Genomic DNA, 21,942 nt, shown 5'->3' on the forward strand with positions numbered 1-21,942 from the left:
CAACGGACAACGGCGACATAAACTGAGTATAAGTGCAAGAATTTAGGGGCTTTATGAACTCTCTTGAATATAGACGGACAGAAGTTAGAAGGACTCCGTCTCCGCCAATTTTTACAGGGTCCGCGCGTTGATCCGATCCCGCTTCGGCACCTTTCGCGGGCTTCTCCGCCTCGCCCTTTCCTATCCGCAGCTCTTGCTCGGCCAGTCGGCCAGCCGCGCGCCCGATCCGGCGCAGGTGCGGCGGCTGGTGTTCGTGTGCCAGGGCAATATCTGTCGCAGCGCCTTTGCCGACGTCGCGGGCCGGCAGGCCGGGTTGAACACGGCGTCCGTCGGCCTGTCCACCACCACCGGGCGGGCCGCGCATGACGCCGCGATCGTGGCGGCGCGAGCGTTGGGCCATGACCTGTCGGACCATAAGGCGATCGACCTGAAGGATTATGTGCCGCAAGCAGGCGACCTGTTGCTGGCGATGGAGGTGCGGCAACTGCATCGGCTGGCCGCCGATCCGCGCCTGGCCGATCTGCCGCGCCTGTTGCTGGGGTGCTGGACCCGGCCGATGCTGCCGCATCTGCATGACCCCTACGGGCTGGACGACCGCTATATGGCGACCTGCTTGGCGCGGATCGATCGGGCGATCGGCGCGCTGGTCAGCGCCTTTCCCGGCGCACGGCTTTCCTGACGATCTGTCCCATGTCGCGCAGCCAAGGCCCCACGTCGGAACCGCTGAAGACATAGTAGCGAGCACGCGGGTCGAAAAAGGCGAGCAGATAGCTGGCGAGGTCGAATAGCGGGCGACGGCGGAAGAAGGGATCGCCGATGCGGCCGGGCGCCAGCAGGACGCGCGCCAGCCGCTTGGTTTCCGGCACCATGTAGCGCGCGCGCACATCGTCGCGCGGCGGGGGGGCGACATCGGTCCGGCCCAGCACCTTGCGGCGATAGGCTTCCCAGGCGAAATCGGCGCCGCAATGGCGCGCGAGCGGCAGGCTGCCCCAGAAGCGGCCATTGACTTCCATCAGCCAGTAGCGGCCGCTGTCGGGCTCGTAGCGATATTCGACCATCGCCTGCCCTTCCCAATCGAGCGCGCGCAGCAGCTTTTCCGAGAGCGCCATCTGCGCGCCATGCGCATCCGCAGGCTCGGCGCGGCACAGGGTCGATACGCCGCCTTCGGGCGGCCATTCGTGCAGGCGGCGATGCTGGAAGCGTAGCGTCGCCTGTCCGTCCTGCATGTAGAGCATCTGGCCAAGGCCGACGCCGCGGCAATATTGCTGGATCAGCGGCCAGCGGCCGACCGGGGCATAGCGGTGCAATAGCGCGACCAGTTCGTCAGGCGTGCGGACATAGTCGGTCTTGATCCACTCCAGCCCCGCCTGCGCCAGCACCGCCATGATGTCCGGCGGATTGGCCCATTTGGCGACGAGCGGATAGCGCATCTGGGCGGCGCGGGCGGCGAAATCCTCGCCAGCACGCGGCTGCCATGTCTGCGGCACGCGCAGCCCGGCGACCGCGGCGGCATGGAGCGTCTGCAGCTTGTCGAGCACCCGGCCCAGCGGCTCGGGCCGGGGGACGAGGAGATGGCAGTCGCCGATCATCGGCGGCAGGGCGGCCAGTTCGATCAGGTCGGATTCGGAAATCGCCAGCACCGCTCGCGCGCCGGTGCGGGCGATCAGGCCGGGCAGCCAGTCGGCGATCGGGCCAGCCGGGCGCATCGTCCAGTCGGCGCAATGGCGCGATGCCGCCCCGATCGACGTCGCGCTGCGGGCGATGCCATGGACCGGCACGCCATGGCCGCCCAGTTCGCGCACGACCGTCAGGGCGATCGCATTTTCCATACCCAGAAGCAGAACGCCCGGAAACGCGGTCACGCAGGCACCAGCCGGTGTTCGTAGCGCCAGGTCGCCCAGGCCTGCTCCGCCATGCGCAGGCCAGTGCGCCACTGGCTGGGCGCGGCCCGGCTGAGGCTGCGCGCCGGGCGGTCGGCGAGGTCGGCGGGGAGGTCGTTGAAGCCCGCGCCGTGCATGTCGGGCAGGTGGGCGGCTTGCCGGCACAGCGCCTCGAACCGGGCCATGACGGCGCGGTTGGGGCGCTGGCGGTCGCGTGAGAGCATTTCGAAACTATGGGTGACGACGACGAAGGCGTCATGCCTTTCGCCCACGGCGTGGCGCATCCCGGCGCGCATTTCGGCGGCCGACATGGCGCAGATTTGGGCCGGGCGGAAACCGCCAGGGCGGTCGGCGATGCCGGATACGGGCAGTTCGGCGACGCCCTGCGATCGTGTCGCGCCGATCTGCGCGGGATCGGCGGTGATGCCGCATTCGCGGCCGAGATAGGCGGGATTGACGCTGCTGTCCCAAGCGAGGCCGAGCGTCGCCAGCGCGCGCAACGTATCGTCATTGGCGCCGAAATTGCCGGCGCGAAAAGCGGTGATGGCGGGCGCCCCCGCCTGTTCCAGCCATTGTTTGGCGAGGCCCAGCAGGACGATCTGGTCGGCGAGCGAAAAATCGCCGATATTACGGCCCTGCCGGCCGCCGACGGGCGAGTCCTTCGCCCAGGTGAGCCATTCGCTGTGGATGTGCATCTGCACTTCATGTCCGCGCCCGACGATCGCGCCCACGATCGGGGCCAGAAAAGCGGCACCATGGACAAGCGCGGGCATTGGATCGAGGAAGAAGACGCCCTTGAGGCCATGGCGTTCGAGCAGGTCCATCTGCCAGCCGATGCCATAGGGCCTGCCCTGCGCCAGTCCCCAGATCGAGCGATCCACATTGTCCGCCAGGCTGACGCCCCGATGGTGCAGCGCAGAAGACAGTTCGGTGTCGATGGTGATGAGCAGCGCGGTCATGGGGGCGGTCCGGTCAGGGGGCGACAAGCCTGCAATAGATGAGCGGGGTTAAGGAGGCGTAATGTTTCCCCGATATGTCCGAACGGACGTTATCGGAAAAAACGGGCCGCCCCCTGTCATCCACCATGCCCCCTGAGACGGCGCGGCGCGCGCCCTTCCTTCATTCGAGCAGGGAAAATTCGCCGTAATTGCCCTGGAAGAAGAGCAGCGGGCTGCCGGGACGGTCCACTTCCAGCGCGACGACGCGGCCGAGCGCGATGTCATGGTCGCCCGCTTCATGCACCGCATCGAGCGTGCAGTCGATCCAGGCGACGACATCGTCGAGGATCGGCGAGCCGTTGGCCGAGACGCGATGGGCGATGCCGGCGAACTTGTCGGGACCGGGACCGGCGATCTGGCGACAGAGCGGCTTCTGGTCGCTGGCGAGGACATTGACGCAGAATTTGCCGACCGCCTGGATGCGCGGCCAGCTGGTCGAGCTTTTGGCGGGGAAGAAGGCCACCAGCGGCGGTTCGAGCGAGACGGAGGTGAAGGAACCGACCACCATGGCGGCGGGCGTGCCGTCCGCCTCGACCGCGGTGACGACGCACACGCCGGTCGGATAATGGCCCAGCACTCGCCGGAAGGTCGCACTGTCGAAACTGGCTACGCTCATATCTTGCTCCCGAAAGGGTCATCAATCTTTTCGCGCGCGCAACATGCACCATGCAAGTGCAAAGCACACATATCCGACGGGAGGTAAGCCGCGAACGGCGCGCGCCCGATCAGAGCGCGACGCCGCCCGCCGCCAGCACCGCCAAGGTCAGCAGTTCGGATGCATTGGACGACATGGTGGCGATCTGCACCGATTTTTCCATCCCGACCAGCACCGGCCCGATCATCGACGTGCCCCCCAGTTCGCGCAGCAGCTTGGCCGAGATATTGGCCGATTGCAGCCCCGGCATGACCAGGATGTTGGCCGGGCCGGACAGGCGGCTGAACGGATAATTTTTCATGACGGCGGGGTTGAGCGCGACGTCGGCGGTCATTTCGCCTTCATATTCGAAATCGACAGCGCGTTCGTCGAGCAGCTTCACCGCGCCGCGCACATTTTCCAGGAAGGCGCCGGGCGGATTGCCGAAATTGGAATAGGAGAGGAAGGCGACGCGCGGGTCGACCCCCATGCGGCGGGCGACCGCCACGGTGCCTTCCGCGATGTCGGCCAGTTCGCTGGCGGTAGGGCGTTCGTTGACCGTCGTGTCGGCCAGGAACACGGTCTTGTCCTTGGCCACCATGACATGGATGCCGAAGGGGGTGCGGCCGGCCGCCGGGTCCATCACCCGCTTCACTTCGCGCAGCGTCTGCGCATAGGGGCGGGTCATGCCGGTGATCATCGCATCGGCCACGCCCATCTTGACCAGCAAAGTGCCAAAGATGTTGCGATCGCGATTGACCATCCGCTCGCAATCGCGGCGCAGATAGCCGCGGCGCTGGAGCCGGGCGTAGAGCATGTCGACCATGTCGGGCACCAGCGGCGAATTGACGCTGTTGTGCAGTTCGAAGCTTTCGGGGTCGCGGACGCCCAGTTCCTTAAGCTTTTCGACCACGTCGCCGCGGCCGACCAGCACCGGTATGCCATAGCCCAGCTCGCGGAACTGGATCGCCGCGCGCAGCACCACTTCCTCTTCCGCTTCGGCGAAGACGACGCGCTTGGGATTGGCCTTGGCCACTTCATAGGCGGTGGTGAGGACGGTGGTGGTCGGGTTGAGCCGGGCCTTCAAGGACTGGCGATAGGCGGCCATGTCCGCGATCGGCTTTTGCGCGACGCCGGTTTCCATCGCCGCCTGGGCGACGGCGGCGGGCACCACCTCCATCAGGCGCGGGTCGAAGGGCGCGGGGATGATATAGTCCGGGCCGAAGCTGTGCGATCGGCCATAGGCCTTGGCCACTTCCTCCGGCACCTGTTCGCGCGCCAGATTGGCGATGGCGTGGGCGGCGGCCAGCTTCATCGCTTCGTTGATGCCGGTCGCCCGCACGTCGAGCGCGCCGCGGAAGATGAACGGGAAGCCCAGGACGTTGTTGACCTGGTTGGGAAAGTCCGACCGGCCGGTGGCGACGATCACGTCGGGGCGGACGGCATGGGCGTCGGGCGGCAGAATTTCGGGATCGGGATTGGCCATGGCGAAGATGATCGGCTTTGGCCCCATCGACTTCACCATATCCTGCGTCATCGCGCCTGCGACCGAAAGGCCCAGGAACACGTCCGCGCCCCTGACCGCTTCCGCCAGCGTCCGGGCGTCGGTGCGGACGGCATGGGCCGACTTCCACTGGTTCATGCCCTCGGTGCGGCCCTGATAGATCACGCCCTTGCTGTCGCACATGATGACGTTTTCATGGGGGACGCCGAGCGCCTTGATCAGTTCGGTGCAGGAGATGGAGGCGGCGCCCGCGCCGTTCACCACCACCTTCATGTCCTTCATCTCGCGCCCGGTCAGCAGCGCGGCGTTGATGACGCCGGCGGCCGCGATGATCGCGGTGCCATGCTGGTCGTCATGAAACACCGGGATGTTCATCCGCTCCTTGAGCGTCTGTTCGATGATGAAACATTCGGGGGCCTTGATATCCTCAAGGTTGATGCCGCCGAAGGTCGGCTCCATCAGTTCGACCGCCTCGATGAAGCGATCGACATCTTCGGTCTTCAACTCGATATCGATGCTGTCGACGTCGGCGAAGCGTTTGAAGAGGACCGCCTTGCCCTCCATCACCGGCTTCGACGCCAGCGCGCCGAGATTGCCCAGGCCCAGAATCGCCGTGCCGTTGGTGATGACCGCGACCAGATTGCCCTTGGCGGTGTAATCATAGGCGCAGGCCGGGTCTTTCGCGATCGCCAGCACCGGCACCGCGACGCCGGGGGAATAAGCAAGGCTCAGGTCGCGCTGGGTTGCCATCGGCTTCGACGCGATGATCTCGATCTTGCCGGGGCGTCCGGTCGAGTGGAAGAACAGCGCCTCGCGCTCGGAAAATTCCACATTCGATCTGTCGGACATCGCGGCACCCATATATTGGAACAACAGGGCGGCCCTAGCGGTAACATTATCCTGTGGGCAAGTGCGAGACGCGCAATTTTCTGGCCGCTTGGGCGAAGCGCTGGTTTCGGGGGGAGGATCAGGCTATCGGCTTTGGCCATGGCCCTTTCGACCGATACAGCCGCCCCGACGCCGATGATGGCGCAATATCTGACGCTCAAGGCACAGGCGCAGGACTGCCTGCTCTTTTACCGGATGGGCGATTTTTTCGAGCTGTTCTTCGACGACGCCAAGATGGCGGCAGCAACCCTCGACATCGCACTGACCAGCCGGGGGGAACATGGCGGCGCGCCGATCCCGATGTGCGGCGTGCCGGTGCATAGCGCGGAAGGCTATCTGGCGCGGCTCATCAAGGGCGGGCATCGCGTCGCCATCGCCGAACAGACCGAAACGCCGGCGCAGGCCAAAGCGCGCGGGGGCAAGACGCTCGTGGCGCGGGCGATCGTGCGCTACGTCACCGCCGGCACCCTGACCGAGGAGACTTTGCTCGACAGCCGGCGCGACAATATGCTGGTCGCGCTGGCGCAGGTCGGCGGCGACGTATCTAGCGAGATCGGCATCGCCGCCGCCGATATTTCCACCGGCCGGTTCGAAACGATGACCTGCCCGATCGGCGACCTGCCCGCCGAACTGGCGCGGCTGCGGCCGAGCGAGACGGTGGTGGCGGAGGGATCGAGCCTGGGCGTGGCCGATGGCCATCCTTTCGATCGCGCCGCCTTTTCGAGCGCGCGAGCGGACGAGGCGTTGAAGCGCCTGTTCGGGGTCGCGACCCTGGACGGGTTCGGCCAGTTCGGCCGCGCCGAGCTGGCGGCGATGGGCGGGCTGATCGCCTATCTCGATCATGCGGGCAAGGGCACCCTGCCCTTCCTGGCCCCACCATTGCGCAAGACCAGCGGCGGCCATGTGGCGATCGACGCGGCGACGCGCGAGAGCCTGGAGATCGTGGCGACCATGGCGGGCGCGCGGGCGGGCAGCCTGCTGGGCGCGATCGACCGGACGGTGACGGGCGCGGGCGCGCGGCTGCTGGGACAGGATCTGTCCGCGCCGCTGATGGACCTGGCGACGATCGAGGCGCGGCTGGGGCTGGTGCAGCTCTTCCACGACGATGCGACCTTGCGCGACCAGATGCGCGGCGCGTTGCGGACGCTGCCGGACATCGGTCGGGCGTTGGGGCGCGTGGCGGTTGGGCGCGGCAGCCCGCGCGATCTGGGGCAGCTCCGCGATGGGTTGGGCGAGGCCCGGTTGTTGCGCGAGCGGTTGGGGCGGATCGCCGAGCCGCCGCTGTTGCTGGCGCGGATATTGCCGGCGCTGGACGGCCATGGCGCGCTGGTCGATGCGCTGGCGCGCGCGCTGGTGCCCGCGCCGCCGACCGAAACGGCGAGCGGCGGCTATATCGCCGACGGCTATGATCCCGCGCTGGACGAACTGCGCCGGATGGCGGGCGATGGCCGCCGCGCGATCGCCGCGCTGGAGGCGAAATATCGGGCGCAGACCGGAATTTCCGCGCTCAAGATCCGGCATAATGGGGTGCTGGGCTATCATGTCGAGGTGCCCGCGCGCGCCGCCGACACGCTGATGGCGCCCGACAGCGGCTTTACCCATCGCCAGACGCTGGCGGGCGTGGTGCGGTTCAATTCGATCGACCTGCATGAAGAGGCCGGGCGCGTGGCGCAGGCGGGCGCCCATGCGCTGGTCGCCGAAGCCGCGCATCTGGAGGAGTTGATCGCCGCCGTGCTGGACCGCAAGGCCGACATCGCCCGCGCGGCCGAGGCGCTGGCGCGGCTGGACGTCGCCGCGTCGCTCGCCGAACGGGCGGTCGAAGGCGGATGGCAGCGGCCGCATTTCGTGGTTGAAGACGGCGCCGGTCCGTGCCTGGACATCGTGGGCGGGCGGCATCCGGTGGTCGAGGATGCGTTGCGGCGTGAAGGCCAGCCCTTCGTCGCCAATGATTGCCGTTTGAGCGAGAGCGACCGGCTGTGGCTGGTCACCGGCCCGAATATGGGCGGCAAATCGACCTTCCTGCGGCAAAATGCGCTGATCGTCATATTGGCGCAGGCGGGCGGTTACGTCCCCGCGCAGTCCGCTACGCTGACTTTGGTCGATCGGCTGTTTAGCCGCGTCGGCGCGTCGGACAATCTGGCCAAGGGGCGATCGACCTTCATGGTCGAGATGGTCGAGACGGCCGCAATCCTGAGCCAGGCGACCGAACGGAGTTTCGTCATCCTGGACGAGGTCGGGCGCGGCACGTCCACCTATGACGGGCTGGCGCTGGCCTGGGCGGTGGTGGAGGCGGTGCATGAGGTCAATCGCTGCCGATGCCTGTTCGCGACGCACTATCACGAGCTGACCCGGCTGGCCGAGACGCTGCCGTCGCTGTCGCTGCACCATGTCCGGGCGCGCGAGTGGAAGGGCGATCTGGTGCTGCTGCACGAACTGGCGCAGGGTCCGGCTGATCGCAGCTATGGCCTGGCGGTGGCGCGGCTGGCGGGCTTGCCGCAGCCGGTGTTGAAGCGCGCCAAGGACGTGCTGGCGCGGCTGGAGGCGGGCAAGGCGAAAACCGGCGGGATCGCGGCGGGGCTGGACGACCTGCCGCTGTTCGCGGCGGCGGCGGTGCAGGAAGAGGCCGCGCCCGACCCGCTGCTGACGGCGATCGACGCGATCGACGCCGATGCGCTGTCTCCGCGCGCGGCGCTCGATCACATATATCGATTGAAACAACTGGCCGCTGAGCGGCGGTCCGACTAGAGACAGCAAATGGTCATGCAGTTCCCCGCGCTGGGATCGCGCCGCGCGATCATCGACCGGCGCGCAATTTCCGACACGATCAATGCCCTGGCGATGGAGCATCGGGGCGATAGCGCGCGGCTGCGCGCCGCTATCGTCCAGGAATTGAAGGCGGCGCTGGACGAGGGCCGGGCCGAGGTGGCGCGGCGGCTGGAAGCCAAGCCGACGCGCGGGCGCGAATCCGTGACCGCCTTCGCCTTCCTGATCGACCAGATATTGCGCCTGCTCTACGACGCGACGACGCATCACCTCTATCCGGCGGGCAATCGCAGCACCGGCGAACGGATCGCCCTGATCGCGGTCGGGGGATACGGCCGGGGCGAAATGGCGCCGCACAGCGACGTCGATATCGGCTTCATCACCCCGTGGAAGCCGACCGGATGGACCGAGCAGGTCATCGAATCCATGCTCTATTCGCTGTGGGATCTGGGGCTGAAGGTCGGGCATAGCAGCCGGTCGATCGATGAGACGATGCGGATGGCCAAGGCCGACCTGACCGTGCGTACCGCATTGCTGGAGGCGCGCTACGTCTGGGGCGACCGGGCGCTGTATGAGGAGACGTCGGTCCGGTTCGACGCCGAAGTGATGCAGGGCAACGCCCGCGCCTTCGTCACCGAAAAGCTGGAGGAGCGCGAGGAACGGCACAAGCGGATGGGTGACAGCCGCTATGTCGTGGAACCCAATGTGAAGGAAGGCAAAGGCGGTCTGCGCGACCTGCACACGCTCTTCTGGATCGGCAAATATGTGAACCGGGTGCGTTCAGTCGCCGAGCTGGTCGATGTCGGCTTGTTGACCCAACTGGAACTGCGCCAGTTCCAGAAGGCCGAGGATTTCCTGTGGGCGGTGCGATGCCACCTGCACACCATCACCGGGCGCGCCGAGGACCGGCTGACCTTCGACCTGCAACTGGAGACCGCGACGCGGATGCGCTTCACCGGGCGCGCCGGCCGGTCCGGGGTCGAGCGCTTCATGCGCTATTATTTCCTGAACGCGAAGATCGTGGGCGACCTGACCGCCGTGTTCCTGGCGCATCTGGACGATCAGATGGCGGAGAAGGGCCGGCGCTACATTCCGTCCATCTTCCGCCGGCCCAAGAAGCTGGACGGGTTCGTGCTGGAACGCGGGCGCCTCAGCCTGCCGAGCGACGATTTTTTCCAGGCGGACCCGGTGCGGTTGCTGGAAATATTCGCCGTGGCGGACAAGCACGGGTTGCAGATCCACCCCAGCGCGATCCGCGCGGCAAGCCGCGACGCGGGCCTGATCACCGCCAAAATCCGCAAGGATGCGCGCGCCAATGCGGCTTTTCTGCAAGTGCTGACCAGCCCGCGCGATCCCGAAACGGTGCTGCGCTGGATGAACGAATCGACCGTGTTCGGCCGGTTCGTGCCCGATTTTCGCCGCGTCGTCGCGCAGATGCAGTTCGACATGTATCATCATTATACGGTCGATGAGCATACCATCCGCGCCGTCGGTCTGCTGTCGCGGATCGAGAAGGGCGAGTTGCCGCAGGATCATCCGCTGGCGACCGACCTGATGGGCAAGATCCTGTCGCGGCGCGTCCTCTACGTTTCCGTCCTGCTGCACGATATCGCCAAGGGGCGCGGCGGCGACCATAGCCTGCTGGGCGCGGAAGTGGCCGAGCATCTGTGCCCACGCTTGGGGCTGACTCCAGCTGAAACGGAGACGGTCGCCTGGCTGGTGCGCTATCATCTGCTGATGTCGGCCACCGCCTTCAAGCGCGATCTGTCGGACTATAAGACGATCCTCGACTTCGTCGATGTGGTGCAAAGCCCGGAACGACTGCGGCTGCTCCTGTGCCTGACGGTGGTGGACATCCGCGCGGTGGGACCGGGGGTGTGGAATAGCTGGAAGCGCCAGTTGCTGGGCGACCTGTATGAATCCGCCGAAGAGGTGCTGCGGCTGGGCCATAAGCAGAAGGGGCGTGGCGAAAGAGTGATCGTGAAGCAGGAAACGCTGCAACGGGCGCTTGGCATTGACGACGACGCCTTCGCCGCGTTCAGCAAGCGGCTGCCCGAATCCTATTGGATCGCCGAACCTGACGACATATTGTTCCACAATGCGCAGCATATATTGGCGGCGGGCGAATCCCCGCTATCGATCGCCGCGCAATATTATCCGCAGCGCGGGGCGACCTTGGTGACGGTCTATGCCGCGGACCATCCGGGTCTCTTCTATCGCGTCGCTGGCGCCATCCATCTGGCCGGCGGCAATATCATCGACGCGCGCATCCACACGACGCGCGATGGCGTGGCGATCGACAATTTCCTGGTCCAGGACCCGCTGGGCGGCGCATTCCACAGCCCCGACCAGTTGAAGCGCATCCGCAATGCGATCGAGGATTCGCTGTCCAACCGGCACCGGATGATCACCAAACTGGCGGCGCGCCCGCTTCCCCGGACCCGCGCCGAAGCCTTCCGCATCGAACCCAATGTGCTGATCGACAACAAGGCGTCGAACCGCTTCACCGTGGTCGAGGTCAATGCGCGCGACCGGCCCGCGCTGCTGTTCAGCCTGGCCAATGCGCTGTTCCAGTCGAAGGTCACGGTCCACAGCGCCCATGTCGCCACCTATGGCGAGCGGGCGGTCGACACCTTCTACGTCACCGACCTTTTCGGCGGAAAGATTGAGAGCAAGGCGCGGTTGCAGACGCTGGAGCGGCGCTTGCTGGAGGCCGCCGGCGGCGAAGTGGGCGAGGCGCTGGAGCGAGCGTGATGCGCGTCACCCGCTAAAGATCGCCCAATTCCGTTCGGGCTGAGCCTGTCGACGCCTTGTTCTTCTTTTCCGAGGTCGAAACAAAGGCCCTTCGACCGGCTCAGGGCGAACAGCGTTTTCATGATACCGCGCTTTAGGGGACGATCTCCATCGCATCGCCCGGCGCGAGCAGCGGGAGCAGGCGCAGCATGTCCGCCCGGTCCACCGCGACGCAGCCGGCGGTGGGGCGGCTTTCGGACAGATGGAGGAAGATGGCGCTCCCCTGCCCCGGCGCCGGCGGCGCGTCATTATGGCCCAACACGACGATGACGTCATAGGCGTCGTCGCTGCGGATCAGGCTTTCGGCGGAGAAGGGGCGCGGCAGGCGGACCGGGCGGTTATAGGCGGGGTCTTCGGGATCGTCCGACCAGCCGTCGTTCGCGCGGACCCAGCGCCAGGGAAGGCGTATATCCGTCGCCTCGACCTTGCCGGGGCGCAGCAGCACACCATGGATCGGCCATAGGCCCAAGGGCGTGCACCCGTCCCCTTCCCGCTTGTCCGCCGCCGGGCAGGCGCCGCTGCGGCCGATGGCGCAATCCATCGCCAGATCGCGCAAGGTCAGGCGACCCGCGCCGCAATCGACGCGGATGACGGTCATAATTGATGGCCGGTGCGGTCGCGCTTTGTGGCGAGATAGCGTTCATTATGCGGGTTGGTGGGCAGGATGATCGGCAGGCGCTCCGTCACCGCGATACCCGCCGCTTCAAGCCCCGCAACCTTGTTGGGATTGTTGGTGAGCAAGCGCACCGCGTCCACGCCGAGCAGGTCGAGCATCCGCGCCGCGACCGAGAAATCGCGGGCGTCGATGGCGAATCCCAGCCGGACATTGGCATCCACCGTGTCGAACCCCTGATCCTGCATCGCGTAGGCGCGCAATTTGTTGACCAGGCCGATGCCGCGCCCTTCCTGACGGAGATAGAGGAGGATGCCCCAGGGCGCATCGGCGATCCGGTGCAGCGCCTCATGCAGTTGCGGGCCGCAATCGCATTTCAGGCTGCCCAGCACGTCGCCGGTCAGGCATTCGCTGTGCAGGCGGATGACCGGCGGCGAGCTATCGCGCTTGCCCACCACCAGCGCGATATGTTCGCGCGGTTCGTCCGGGCTGCGGAAGGCGATGATTTCGCCGCTCTCGCTGGCCGACACCGGCAGGCGCGCGCGGGTGGCGATGGCGAGGCGGGTGGCGTCGTCATAGGCGGCGATCGCGTCGGCGCTCACTGTCGCTTCGACCGGGGCGTCGCCGTTCGACAGGAAATAGGCGGGCAAGATGCCGGCCAGCCGGGCGAGGCGGAGCGCCGCCTTGGCGGCTTGGGGCGCGGGTAGCGACCGGGCGCGAAACGGTCCTTTCAGCGGCGAGGCGAGATCGAGCACCGGGTCGGAAATGGCGGTGGCGACATCGGCGTCGATCCAGGGCGCGCGTTCGACCAGCACCGGCAGGTCGGGGTCGGCCGCCGCCAACTGGTTGGCCAGCTTCAAGGTTTCGGCGCGGGCGGCGGATATGAGGATATCGGCCTGGCCGCGCGGGTCGAAGTCCGCCAGCGTGACCGCATCCGCGCCCTCGATCGCCATCAGCCGAATCGCGCCATCGGGCGCAGACAGGCGCACGGCCCAGCCGCGACGCAGCGCGTCTATGGCGCGCGCAGCATCGCGCCCGTTGGCGACGCTAGGCATCAGAAAGCGAATTCGGTGATGATGGGGATATGGTCGGACGGCTTGATCCAGCTGCGCGCGGGTTCGACCACGCGATGGCTGGTCGCCTTGTTCGCCACGTCCTTCGTCATCCACATATGGTCCAGGCGCCGGCCGCGATCCGATTCCGCCCAATCCTTCGCGCGGTAGCTCCACCAGGTATAGAGGCGCGCCGGCGCGGGATGGAAATGGCGGCCGATATCGACCCAGTCGTTCGACGCCTGCAACCGGGCGAGGATTTCACATTCCCCCGGCGTGTGACTGACGACGTTGAGCAATTGCTTGTGGCTCCAGACGTCGCATTCCAGCGGGGCGATGTTGAAGTCGCCGGTCAGGATGGCGGGTTGGCTGCCTAGCGCGGACGACCATTGGATCATCCGTTCGAGGAAATCCATCTTCTGGCCGAATTTGGGATTGAGATCACGGTCGGGAATGTCGCCGCCAGCGGGGACATAAACATTCTCGATCCGCACGCCATTGTCGAGCCGCACGCCGACATGGCGCGCTTCGCCATTGGCCTGCCAGTCGAACCGGTCATCCTCATGCACCGGCACCTTGCTCATGATCGCGACGCCATGGTGCATACGCTGGCCATTCAGCACCTGATGAACATAGCCCATGCGGCGGAACATTTCGGTGGGGAAAGTCTCGTTCACCACCTTGGTTTCCTGCAGGCACAATATGTCCGGCGCTTCGAGCCGCAGCAGTTGTTCGACGATGTCGATACGCGCGCGGACGGAATTGATGTTCCAGGAGCAGATGGAGAGGGTGTCGGCCATGCCCTCCACCTAGGAGGCCGCAGGCGGACACGCAAGCGGCTGAGAGAAGGCCGCACAAAGTAAGACCCCCGCTCCGGGGGCGTGGAACGGGGGTCTCGATCGCGCCCTTGAAGCGCTTCGCGGCGAGAGGGGGGACCGGGTAACAGGGGGGAAATCCCGGTTGTCTCTCGCCTTGGGTCTTGATTAGCGCCCGCCATATGAGCGGCAGATGAACGAAGCGCCAAGTTTTTCCATCCGTCCTGCAAGGCGCTCCGGTCAGCCGCCCGCCGCCCGTCCCCTGGGTCGCGGATCGGTCCAGCGGAAGGCGGAATCGGCCACCGTCGCGCCATAGACATGGTTGCTCAGCCGCACCGCCGTCCGGTTATTCTGCGAATCGAGCGCCACCCAACCGTAAAGCTGCAAGCCCGCGGGCCCGGAGGCGTTGCGTTTGAAGATCATGGTGATGGTGCCATATTCGGGCCGCTTGGGATCGCGCGCCTCGACGCTCAGGATCGACGGATCGCCGGTCGGCACGAGCTTGCCATATTTCGACAGATCCTTGTTCGGATCAAGCAGCGCGCCCAGCGGCGAGTTGCCGATCGGCCAGCGCTGCACCTGGCGTACTTCATAATCGATCATGGTCAGCGCCCTGCCATCGCCCACGATCAGCAGCGGCACGCCCTTTTGATATTGGAAGCGGATCTTACCCGGCTGCTTGAGGGTCAGCTTGCCGGTCAGGGTCTGACCGCTACGGTCGGTCTGGGTGAAATCGGCGGTGAGGGTGGTGACGCCGCGAATATAGGCATTGACCTGGGTCAGGTCGGGCGAGGCCTGCTGCGCGGCGACGGGCGCGGTCGGCACGACGACCGACAGGGCCGCCGGCGCGGCGGCGAGGGCCAGGATCAGGGGCGCAAGGCTGCGCTGCATGGCGTTCAACTCCAGTTGTTCAGGAAAGTGGTGGATATGCGGTCGGGCTTGAACCCGTTGTGAACCCGGCTGTTCCGAAATAGCAAGCTTTGGGCTTGATGGGGGAGAGCATCCGCAGACGGTCGCGACAGCTCGATCCCCCATGCTCCCGCCTCGCCCTGCCGGTCTGACCGGCGGCACCGCTCCAATTATGTTATCGGCGCGGCAGCAGCGGGATTCGCCTAGTCCTAATCGCGGATAAAAAAAAGGGCCGATCCGAAGATCAGCCCGAAAAGTTTTAGGAGAGGATGCCTGAAAGGCCTGATCCTATTGCCCGGTTCCGCTTCATGCTGCAAATGCGAAGGCCGCAGGAGCGATTGCACGATACGCAATCGTAACCAATTTTGGCCAGATCATCTGGCCAGTATCAGAGCGGATTGCCATTTTCGTCGCGCAGCACTTCGCGGCGGCCAACATGGTTGGGCGGGCCGACCAGCCCTTCCTCCTCCATCCGTTCGATCAGGCGCGCTGCCGAATTATAACCGACGCGCAATTGGCGTTGCAGCCAGCTTGTCGAGGCCTTCTGATTTTCGAAGACGAGCTGGCACGCCTTGCGGAACAGTTGCGCGTCGGGGCTGTCGTCGCCCAGGTCCACGCCGTCGAGCGCGAAGCTGCCCTCCTCCGGCTCCTCGGTGACGGCCTGGATATAGTCGGGCTGGCCCTGCGCGCGCCAATGGTCGGCGACGACGCGCACTTCATCGTCCGAGACGAAGGGACCATGGACGCGGGTCAGACCCTTACCGCCATGCATGTAGAGCATGTCGCCCTTGCCCAGCAGCTGTTCGGCGCCCTGTTCGCCCAATATGGTGCGGCTGTCGATCTTGCTGGTGACGAAGAAGCTGATGCGGGTCGGCAGGTTCGCCTTGATGACGCCGGTGATGACGTCGACCGAGGGACGCTGGGTCGCGAGGATCAGGTGGATGCCCGCGGCGCGCGCCTTCTGCGCGAGCCGCTGGATCAGGAATTCTACTTCCTTGCCCGCGGTCATCATCAGGTCAGCCAGCTCGTCCACCACCACCACAATCTGTGGCAGCGGCTGGAAATCCAGCTGTTCCTCTTCATAAATGGGCTTGCCGGTTTCGGGGTCGTAGCCGGTCTGGACCCGCCGGCCGAGCGGCTTGCCCTTGGCCTTCGCAGCGCGAACCTTTTCGTTGTAATTGGCCAGGTTGCGCACCGATATGGACGCCATCATGCGATAGCGATCCTCCATCTGCTCCACCGCCCATTTGAGCGCGCGGATCGCCTTGGCCGGTTCGGTGACGACCGGAGAGAGCAGGTGCGGGATGTCGTCATAGGTCGACAGTTCCAGCATCTTGGGATCGATCATGATCAGGCGCAACTGGTCCGGCGTCATGCGGTAGAGCAGCGACAGGATCATGGCGTTCAAGCCCACCGACTTGCCCGACCCGGTGGTGCCCGCGATCAGCAGGTGCGGCATGGGCGCCAAGTCGGCGATGATCGGTTCGCCGGAGATATTCTTGCCCAGGATGATCGGCAGGGTCGCTTCCTGCATGAACTGTTCGCTGGTGATGAGTTCGCGGAAGGACACGCCTTCGCGATGAGCGTTGGGCAGTTCGATGCCGATGACCGTGCGGCCGGGGATCGTCGCGACGCGGGCGGACAGCGCCGACATGTTGCGGGCGATATCGTCCGCCAGCGCGATCACGCGGCTCGCCTTGATGCCGGGCGCGGGTTCCAGTTCATACATGGTGACGACAGGGCCGGGGCGGACTTCGGTGATGTTGCCCTTCACATGGAAATCGTCGAGCACCGATTCGAGCAGACGGGCGTTGCGTTCCAGCGCGGCCTTGTCGATCTTGCCGCCCTGGTTGGCGGGGACAGGGTTGAGCAGGTCGGGCGAGGGCAGCGAGCTGTGCCCGAACAGGTCGTCCTGGCTGACTGGCGCCATCGCGCGCTGCACCGGCGCGGGCTTGGGCGACTGGATGGTGATCGGCGGCTTGGGTTCGTGCGACACCTGCTTGCGCGGAGCGATGACGCGCCCGGCCAGCTCATCCTCTGCGTCGTCGTCATCATCGACCGCAGCGGCGGGGCCGGCAAAACCGAGCGTCGGACGCGGCAGGTTGAGTTTGGGCAAGGAGGGCCGACGCAGCGCGATGATCGGCTTTTCCAGCGCCAGGCTGCGATAACAGGCGAACAGGCCCGTAATCAGCGCGCCGACGATAAGAATGCCCGTGATCCAGGGCGCGGCGGCCGGCGCCTGCGCGGTCAGGCTGGCGATCCCCTTGGCGACGACCAGGCCGATCACCCCGCCCCAACCCGCGGGCAGGCCGACCAGCGGCGCGCTCTGGAACAAGGCGAGCGCGATGCCGATCAGGGCGATGCCGAACAGGCATTGCCCGAACTGCCCCTTCCACCCGCTCATATCCTGGTCGCCCCACATGCGGCGGGCGGTGACCGTCATCAACGGCAGGATCAGGGCGACGGGGACGCCCAGCAGCCAGAGCAGGAAATCGGCCGTCCAGGCGCCGGGCGCCTGCATGATATTGGCGACATGATCGCCCGCGACGGTGTTCATCGACGGATCGCTCGGCGCGTAGCTGAGCAACGCCAGGGCCAGGAACAGGGTCGCCAGCATGAGCGTGATCGCGCCGATCAGCGCGCCGCTGCGGATGACGCTGCGCTTCAGCATTTCGCGCCATTCCGGCGTGCGTTTCACGGTGCGGCCGACGGCCATAATCCTGCTTGTCCCCCAAATGTTCCGTTTCGGCACAATGAACCCGACGGCGAGTCCCCGTCAAGAGTGCGGCCGATCGGCTCGTCGCGCTGGCTCGATCAGAGCGCGGCGAGCGCCGCCAGCGTGTCGCCATCGACCCGCTGCACCGTCCATTCATCCATCGCCGTCGCGCCGAGCGACCGATAGAAGGCGATGGCGGGTTCGTTCCAGTCGAGCACCGACCATTCGAGCCGGGCGCAATCGCGTTCGATCGCCAGCGCGGCGAGGCGCGCGAGCAGCGCCTTGCCCGCGCCCAGGCCACGCGCATCCGGCAGGACGAACAGATCCTCCAGATAGACGCCCGGCCGTGCTTCGAAGGTCGAGAAATTGTGGAAGAAGAGGGCGAAACCGACCGCCCGGCCTTCATGTTCGGCGATCAGCACCTCCGCCATCGGCCGCGGGCCGAACAGATAGCGGGCGAGCGTGGCGCGGTCCGCCTTCACCGCATGGGCAAGCCGTTCATAATCGGCCAGCGCCAGGATGAAGTCATGAATGGTGCCGATATCGTCGGCCTGCGCGTCGCGAATGATGATGTCGGTCATGCCGTTCCTGCTTCCACATGGGCGACATTGGCCCCTTTGCTGCGGGCGGCGATAAGGCAACCCGCGACGATCAGCAATGCGCCTGCCACCGTGGTCAGGGTCAATCGCTCGCCGAACGCCAGCCAGCCCATCAGCGCCGCCCAGAGAAAGGCGCTATATTCGACCGGGATGAGCCGCTGCGCCTCCGCCCGCGCATAGGCCCAGGCGAGCGCGGCGAGCGAAGTGAAGGCGAGGCCGGCCGCGAGCAGCACCAGCGGAATCGCAGAACGGTCGGGCAGCACAGCCCAGGCCGGCGCGCCCAGCACAAAGACGCCCAGCATGACGATATGCTGGAAGAAGGCGACCTCGATCGGCGAAGCGCGCTGCGCCTGTTGCCGTTGAAGGATGAGGTTCCAGGCGAAAAGGACGGCCGATGCCAGCACCGCGCCTGCCCCCAAAAGCGCGTCGGCGTCATAACGCCCCTGCAATTTGCCCGACAGGATCACCCCCACGCCGACCAGTCCCAGCAGCGACGCGGCGATCGCCTGCCGTCCGATCGTTTCACCCAGCAGCAACGCGGCGAGATAGAGGGCGATCAGCGGCGCGATGAAGGAGAGCGCGATCGCTTCGGCGAGCGGCATCCGCATGAGCGCCCAGAAGAAGAGCGCCGCCATCAGCGCCACGACCGCGCCGCGCAGCAGGTGCAGGCGCAGCACGGCGCGGTCCGGCCAGCGCTGCCGGGTGAGCAGCATCAGCGCAAGGCCTAACAAGCTGCCCGCCGCGGCGCGCCAGAGCAGCGCATTATAGAGGCCGATGGAAAGGCTGAGCCCCTTCATCGCCGCGTCCATCACAGAGAATAGCGCGACGCCGATGCAGCATATGGCGAAGGGAATGGCGAACCCGCCGGGCGTGGGGCGCACCGCGTCGCTCCGCTTATTCCGCCGCCTCGGCCTTGCCCGCGTCGGTCATGTCGGCTTCCGCCTTGGCCGCCTCGACCTCCGCCGCCTTGGCTTCGACCAGGCGGACGATATGATCGACCATGCCTTCGTCCTGCACGGTGTGGTCGGTGATGCCCGACAGATAGACCATATGCTTGCCGGCCCCGCCGCCGGTCAGGCCGATGTCCGTCTCGCGCGCTTCGCCTGGACCATTGACGACGCAGCCCAGCACCGACAGCGAGAGCGGCGTGTGGATATGCTGGAGCCGTTCCTCCAGCGCCTGCACGGTGCGGATGACGTCAAAGCCCTGGCGCGCGCAGGACGGGCAGGAAATGACCTTGACCCCGCGGGTGCGGATGCCGAGCGACTTCAAGATTTCATAGCCGACCCGGACTTCCTCTTCGGGTTCGGCCGACAGGGACACGCGGATCGTGTCGCCGATGCCGGCCCAGAGCAGGTTGCCAATGCCGATCGCGCTTTTCACGGTGCCGCCGATCAGGCCGCCGGCTTCGGTGATGCCCAGATGCAGCGGGCAATCGACCGCGTCGGCGAGTTGCATATAGGCGGCCACGGCGAGGAAGACGTCGCTGGCCTTCACCGCGACCTTATATGCGTGGAAATCCTGGTCCTGGAGCAGCCTGATATGGTCGAGCGCGGATTCGACCAGCGCTTCGGGGCAGGGTTCGCCGTATTTTTCGAGCAAATCCTTCTCCAGCGACCCGGCATTGACGCCGATGCGGATCGAACAGCCATTGGCCTTGGCCGCATCGACCACTTCCTTCACCCGCTTTTCCGACCCGATATTGCCCGGATTGATGCGCAGGCAGGCCGCGCCCGCGTCGGCCGCTTCCAGCGCGCGCTTATAGTGGAAATGGATGTCGGCGACGATCGGCACGCGGGACGCGCGGACGATCTGTTTCAAGGCGGCCGTCGATTCCTCGTCGGGGCAGGAGACGCGGATGATATCGACGCCTGCTTCCTCGCATCGACGGATCTGGTCGATCGTGCCCTTGACGTCATGGGTCAGCGTGTTGGTCATGGTCTGGACCGTGACAGGCGCGCCGCCGCCGACCGGCACATTGCCGACCATGATCTGGCGCGACTGCCGCCGCGCTATGTCACGCCAGGGGCGCAGGCCGGGATTATGATCGGACATGAAAAGAGGCTCCGTAAGCTACGGAGCCTCTATAGGGATGTTTGGTGACGGTTAGAAGCGGGAGATCCTTGCGTTTCAGCTTCGCTGAAACAGGCCGCACCGCGAGAATCAGAAGCGCAGCGTCGCGGATGCGGCGACCTGATCCGCATTGCCGCTGGTTTGCGACAAGGTGGTGGCGGTCACGGTTGCTGGCGATGGGAAATAGCTGTCGGGACGGATGATGTTCGCCTTTTCCACGAAGGTATGGGCGTAGCTGAGGTTCAGCGCGAAGGCATCCGACATGTTCCAGGTCGCGCCGCCGGTCAGCCAGACGCGGTCGCCATCGGGGACGCGGGTGGTCAGATGCTGCGGATTGGTCGGCGAACGATCGAACATCGTGCCGGCGCGGACCGTGAAGGCCGGGCTGACATCATATTCGCCGCCGACGCTGACCGAATAGCTGTCCTTGTAATCCAGTTCCTTGTTGGTGGTGCCCGCGGCCGAGGTGACGGCGATGCCCTTGAACTTCGACCAATTATACCATTTGCCGGTGACCATCGCGCGCAATTGAGGCGTCAGCTTATGCATCATCGAGACGGTGACGATGTCGGGCAGTTCCAGCGGCGCGGTGGCGGCGAATTCGCCATTGCCCGCGGCGACCGGCCCGACGAGGCCCGATACGATCTGCGTGCCGGCCAGTTTGTGGCTGACGCCCGACCGATAATGGACGCCCCAATTGGTATCGCCGGTGGTGTAGAACAGGCCCGCATTCCAGCCGATCGACCAGTCGTCGCCTTTCAGGCTGGCGAAACCATCCGTCGTGACCAGGGGCGAGAGCTGCGGCAGCGCGTTGGTCAGCGTCGCCTTGACATATTGCACGTCGACGCCGCCGCCGATCGACAGATTGTCGCTCAGCTTATAGGCGGCCGAAGGCTGGATATTATAGGTTTTAAGGTCGGTGTAGAGCGAGTCATAGCGACCGAAGAAGCCGTCATCATATTCCAGTTTCAGGCCGAAAGGCGCGTTGACGCCCAGGCCGACCCAGAGTCGGTCGCTGACCTGCGCGCTGGCATAGAAGCTCGGAATCGGGATGACGCTTTCGAAAGGATTGCCGCCGTCATTGCCGCCGACCGGGACCGACAGGGTCGATCCGGGGATGGTGCGGCGCGAACCGCGATTGGTCTGGTGCGCCGACGCCATCAGCGCGACGCCGCCGACCGAGGTCTGGATGCCCGACAGCTGCGTCATCGCGGCCGGATTGAAATAGATGGTGGATGGATCGTCCCCGGCCGCCGCGCCGCCGGACAGGGCGCGTCCGGTTTCCTTGGGCGATTGTTCCTGCAGGTAGAATCCGCCGGCAAAGGCCGGGGTCGCGGACGCCAGCATGACGCCGGTCAGGAGAAGAGCAGAAAAAGGGCGACCGCGAAGCAACATGACAGATCCTCTACTGGGCATGATATTGGCCTTGATCGGTGGCGTTCGAACGCCCGACCGGCTGTTTGGACGCAGCCCGATTATCAGGATTGTGGTTAAATTCCAGTGAGCGGATCGCCCGATCCATCCCATTTTCGCGGCTATAGGCGCATGTGGCAGGGCGAAACGCTACGGCAACAGGGCAGGACGGCAAACGGATCGAGACGAAAAAAAAGCCGCCCCGAAGGACGGCCTTGAGATTTTAGGAGAGGATGCCTGAAAGGCGAGTTCCTTTTGCGGTGCAGCGCGGATTGTCGCAAATGCGAAACAT

The 21,942-nt window shown here is 65.8% G+C and carries 16 protein-coding genes; 3 read left to right on the forward strand and 13 right to left on the reverse strand.

Translation table 11 applies throughout. The annotated features are described in order from the left end of the window. Positions 1–127: 127 nt before the first annotated feature. Positions 128–679, forward strand: a complete 552-nt coding sequence (locus V473_RS16145) for an arsenate reductase/protein-tyrosine-phosphatase family protein (RefSeq protein ID WP_066607156.1) — start codon at positions 128–130, stop codon at positions 677–679. Here V473_RS16145 and V473_RS16150 read toward each other — a convergent pair. From V473_RS16150 to V473_RS16165, 4 genes are all read right to left on the reverse strand, one after another. Next, positions 648–1,862 carry a carboxylate--amine ligase gene (locus V473_RS16150; protein WP_066607159.1) on the reverse strand — a complete coding sequence of 405 codons (1,215 nt, stop codon included), beginning with the start codon at positions 1,860–1,862 and terminating at the stop codon, positions 648–650. The two genes, V473_RS16145 and V473_RS16150, sit on opposite strands and share 32 nt — an antisense overlap. Beyond that, on the reverse strand, positions 1,859–2,839 hold the full coding sequence (locus tag V473_RS16155) for a polysaccharide deacetylase family protein (protein WP_066607162.1): 981 nt from the start codon (positions 2,837–2,839) through the stop codon (positions 1,859–1,861). Before V473_RS16155 ends, V473_RS16150 begins: the two co-directional genes overlap by 4 nt. A gap of 160 nt (positions 2,840–2,999) precedes the next feature. Next, complete coding sequence (locus V473_RS16160; protein WP_066607163.1) at positions 3,000–3,494, reverse strand: flavin reductase family protein; 495 nt, start codon at positions 3,492–3,494, stop codon at positions 3,000–3,002. Positions 3,495–3,603: 109 nt separating this feature from the next. After that, the gene (locus V473_RS16165; RefSeq protein WP_066607556.1) at positions 3,604–5,865 is read right to left on the reverse strand and encodes an NADP-dependent malic enzyme; all 2,262 of its coding nucleotides are present in this window, start codon (positions 5,863–5,865) and stop codon (positions 3,604–3,606) included. A gap of 138 nt (positions 5,866–6,003) precedes the next feature. Here V473_RS16165 and mutS point away from each other — a divergent pair, with 138 nt between their 5' ends. Both mutS and V473_RS16175 read left to right on the forward strand, forming a co-directional pair. Then, complete coding sequence (mutS, locus tag V473_RS16170; protein WP_066607166.1) at positions 6,004–8,649, forward strand: DNA mismatch repair protein MutS; 2,646 nt, start codon at positions 6,004–6,006, stop codon at positions 8,647–8,649. Positions 8,650–8,658: 9 nt separating this feature from the next. Further along, complete coding sequence (locus V473_RS16175) at positions 8,659–11,421, forward strand: [protein-PII] uridylyltransferase (RefSeq protein WP_066607171.1); 2,763 nt, start codon at positions 8,659–8,661, stop codon at positions 11,419–11,421. Between the two features lie 133 nt (positions 11,422–11,554). Here V473_RS16175 and V473_RS16180 read toward each other — a convergent pair whose 3' ends face one another. From V473_RS16180 to V473_RS16220, 9 genes are all read right to left on the reverse strand, one after another. Next, positions 11,555–12,058: a L,D-transpeptidase family protein gene (locus V473_RS16180; RefSeq protein WP_066607174.1), complete on the reverse strand. Its 504-nt coding sequence runs from the start codon at positions 12,056–12,058 to the stop codon at positions 11,555–11,557. Beyond that, positions 12,055–13,128, reverse strand: coding sequence for a GTP cyclohydrolase II (gene ribA, locus V473_RS16185; RefSeq protein ID WP_066607178.1), 1,074 nt, complete (start codon positions 13,126–13,128; stop codon positions 12,055–12,057). Before ribA ends, V473_RS16180 begins: the two co-directional genes overlap by 4 nt. Next, complete coding sequence (locus V473_RS16190; RefSeq protein ID WP_066607182.1) at positions 13,128–13,925, reverse strand: exodeoxyribonuclease III; 798 nt, start codon at positions 13,923–13,925, stop codon at positions 13,128–13,130. The genes ribA and V473_RS16190 overlap by 1 nt, the downstream gene beginning before the upstream one ends. Positions 13,926–14,180: 255 nt before the next feature. Further along, entirely contained in the window at positions 14,181–14,831 is a 651-nt protein-coding gene (locus tag V473_RS16195; protein WP_066607184.1) for a LolA family protein, read from the reverse strand. Between the two features lie 406 nt (positions 14,832–15,237). After that, the gene (locus tag V473_RS16200) at positions 15,238–17,565 is read right to left on the reverse strand and encodes an FtsK/SpoIIIE family DNA translocase (protein WP_066607186.1); all 2,328 of its coding nucleotides are present in this window, start codon (positions 17,563–17,565) and stop codon (positions 15,238–15,240) included. 98 nt (positions 17,566–17,663) lie between these two features. Then, entirely contained in the window at positions 17,664–18,146 is a 483-nt protein-coding gene (locus tag V473_RS16205) for a GNAT family N-acetyltransferase (protein WP_066607188.1), read from the reverse strand. Then, complete coding sequence (locus tag V473_RS16210) at positions 18,143–19,045, reverse strand: DMT family transporter (protein WP_066607191.1); 903 nt, start codon at positions 19,043–19,045, stop codon at positions 18,143–18,145. The genes V473_RS16205 and V473_RS16210 overlap by 4 nt, the downstream gene beginning before the upstream one ends. Before the next feature lie 13 nt (positions 19,046–19,058). Beyond that, complete coding sequence (gene ispG, locus V473_RS16215) at positions 19,059–20,219, reverse strand: flavodoxin-dependent (E)-4-hydroxy-3-methylbut-2-enyl-diphosphate synthase (RefSeq protein WP_066607193.1); 1,161 nt, start codon at positions 20,217–20,219, stop codon at positions 19,059–19,061. 108 nt (positions 20,220–20,327) lie between these two features. Beyond that, on the reverse strand, positions 20,328–21,632 hold the full coding sequence (locus V473_RS16220; protein WP_066607198.1) for an OmpP1/FadL family transporter: 1,305 nt from the start codon (positions 21,630–21,632) through the stop codon (positions 20,328–20,330). Positions 21,633–21,942 lie beyond the last annotated feature (310 nt).

This window comes from Sphingobium cupriresistens LL01 (genome assembly GCF_001046645.1).
Classification (GTDB): Bacteria; Pseudomonadota; Alphaproteobacteria; order Sphingomonadales; family Sphingomonadaceae; genus Sphingobium; species Sphingobium cupriresistens.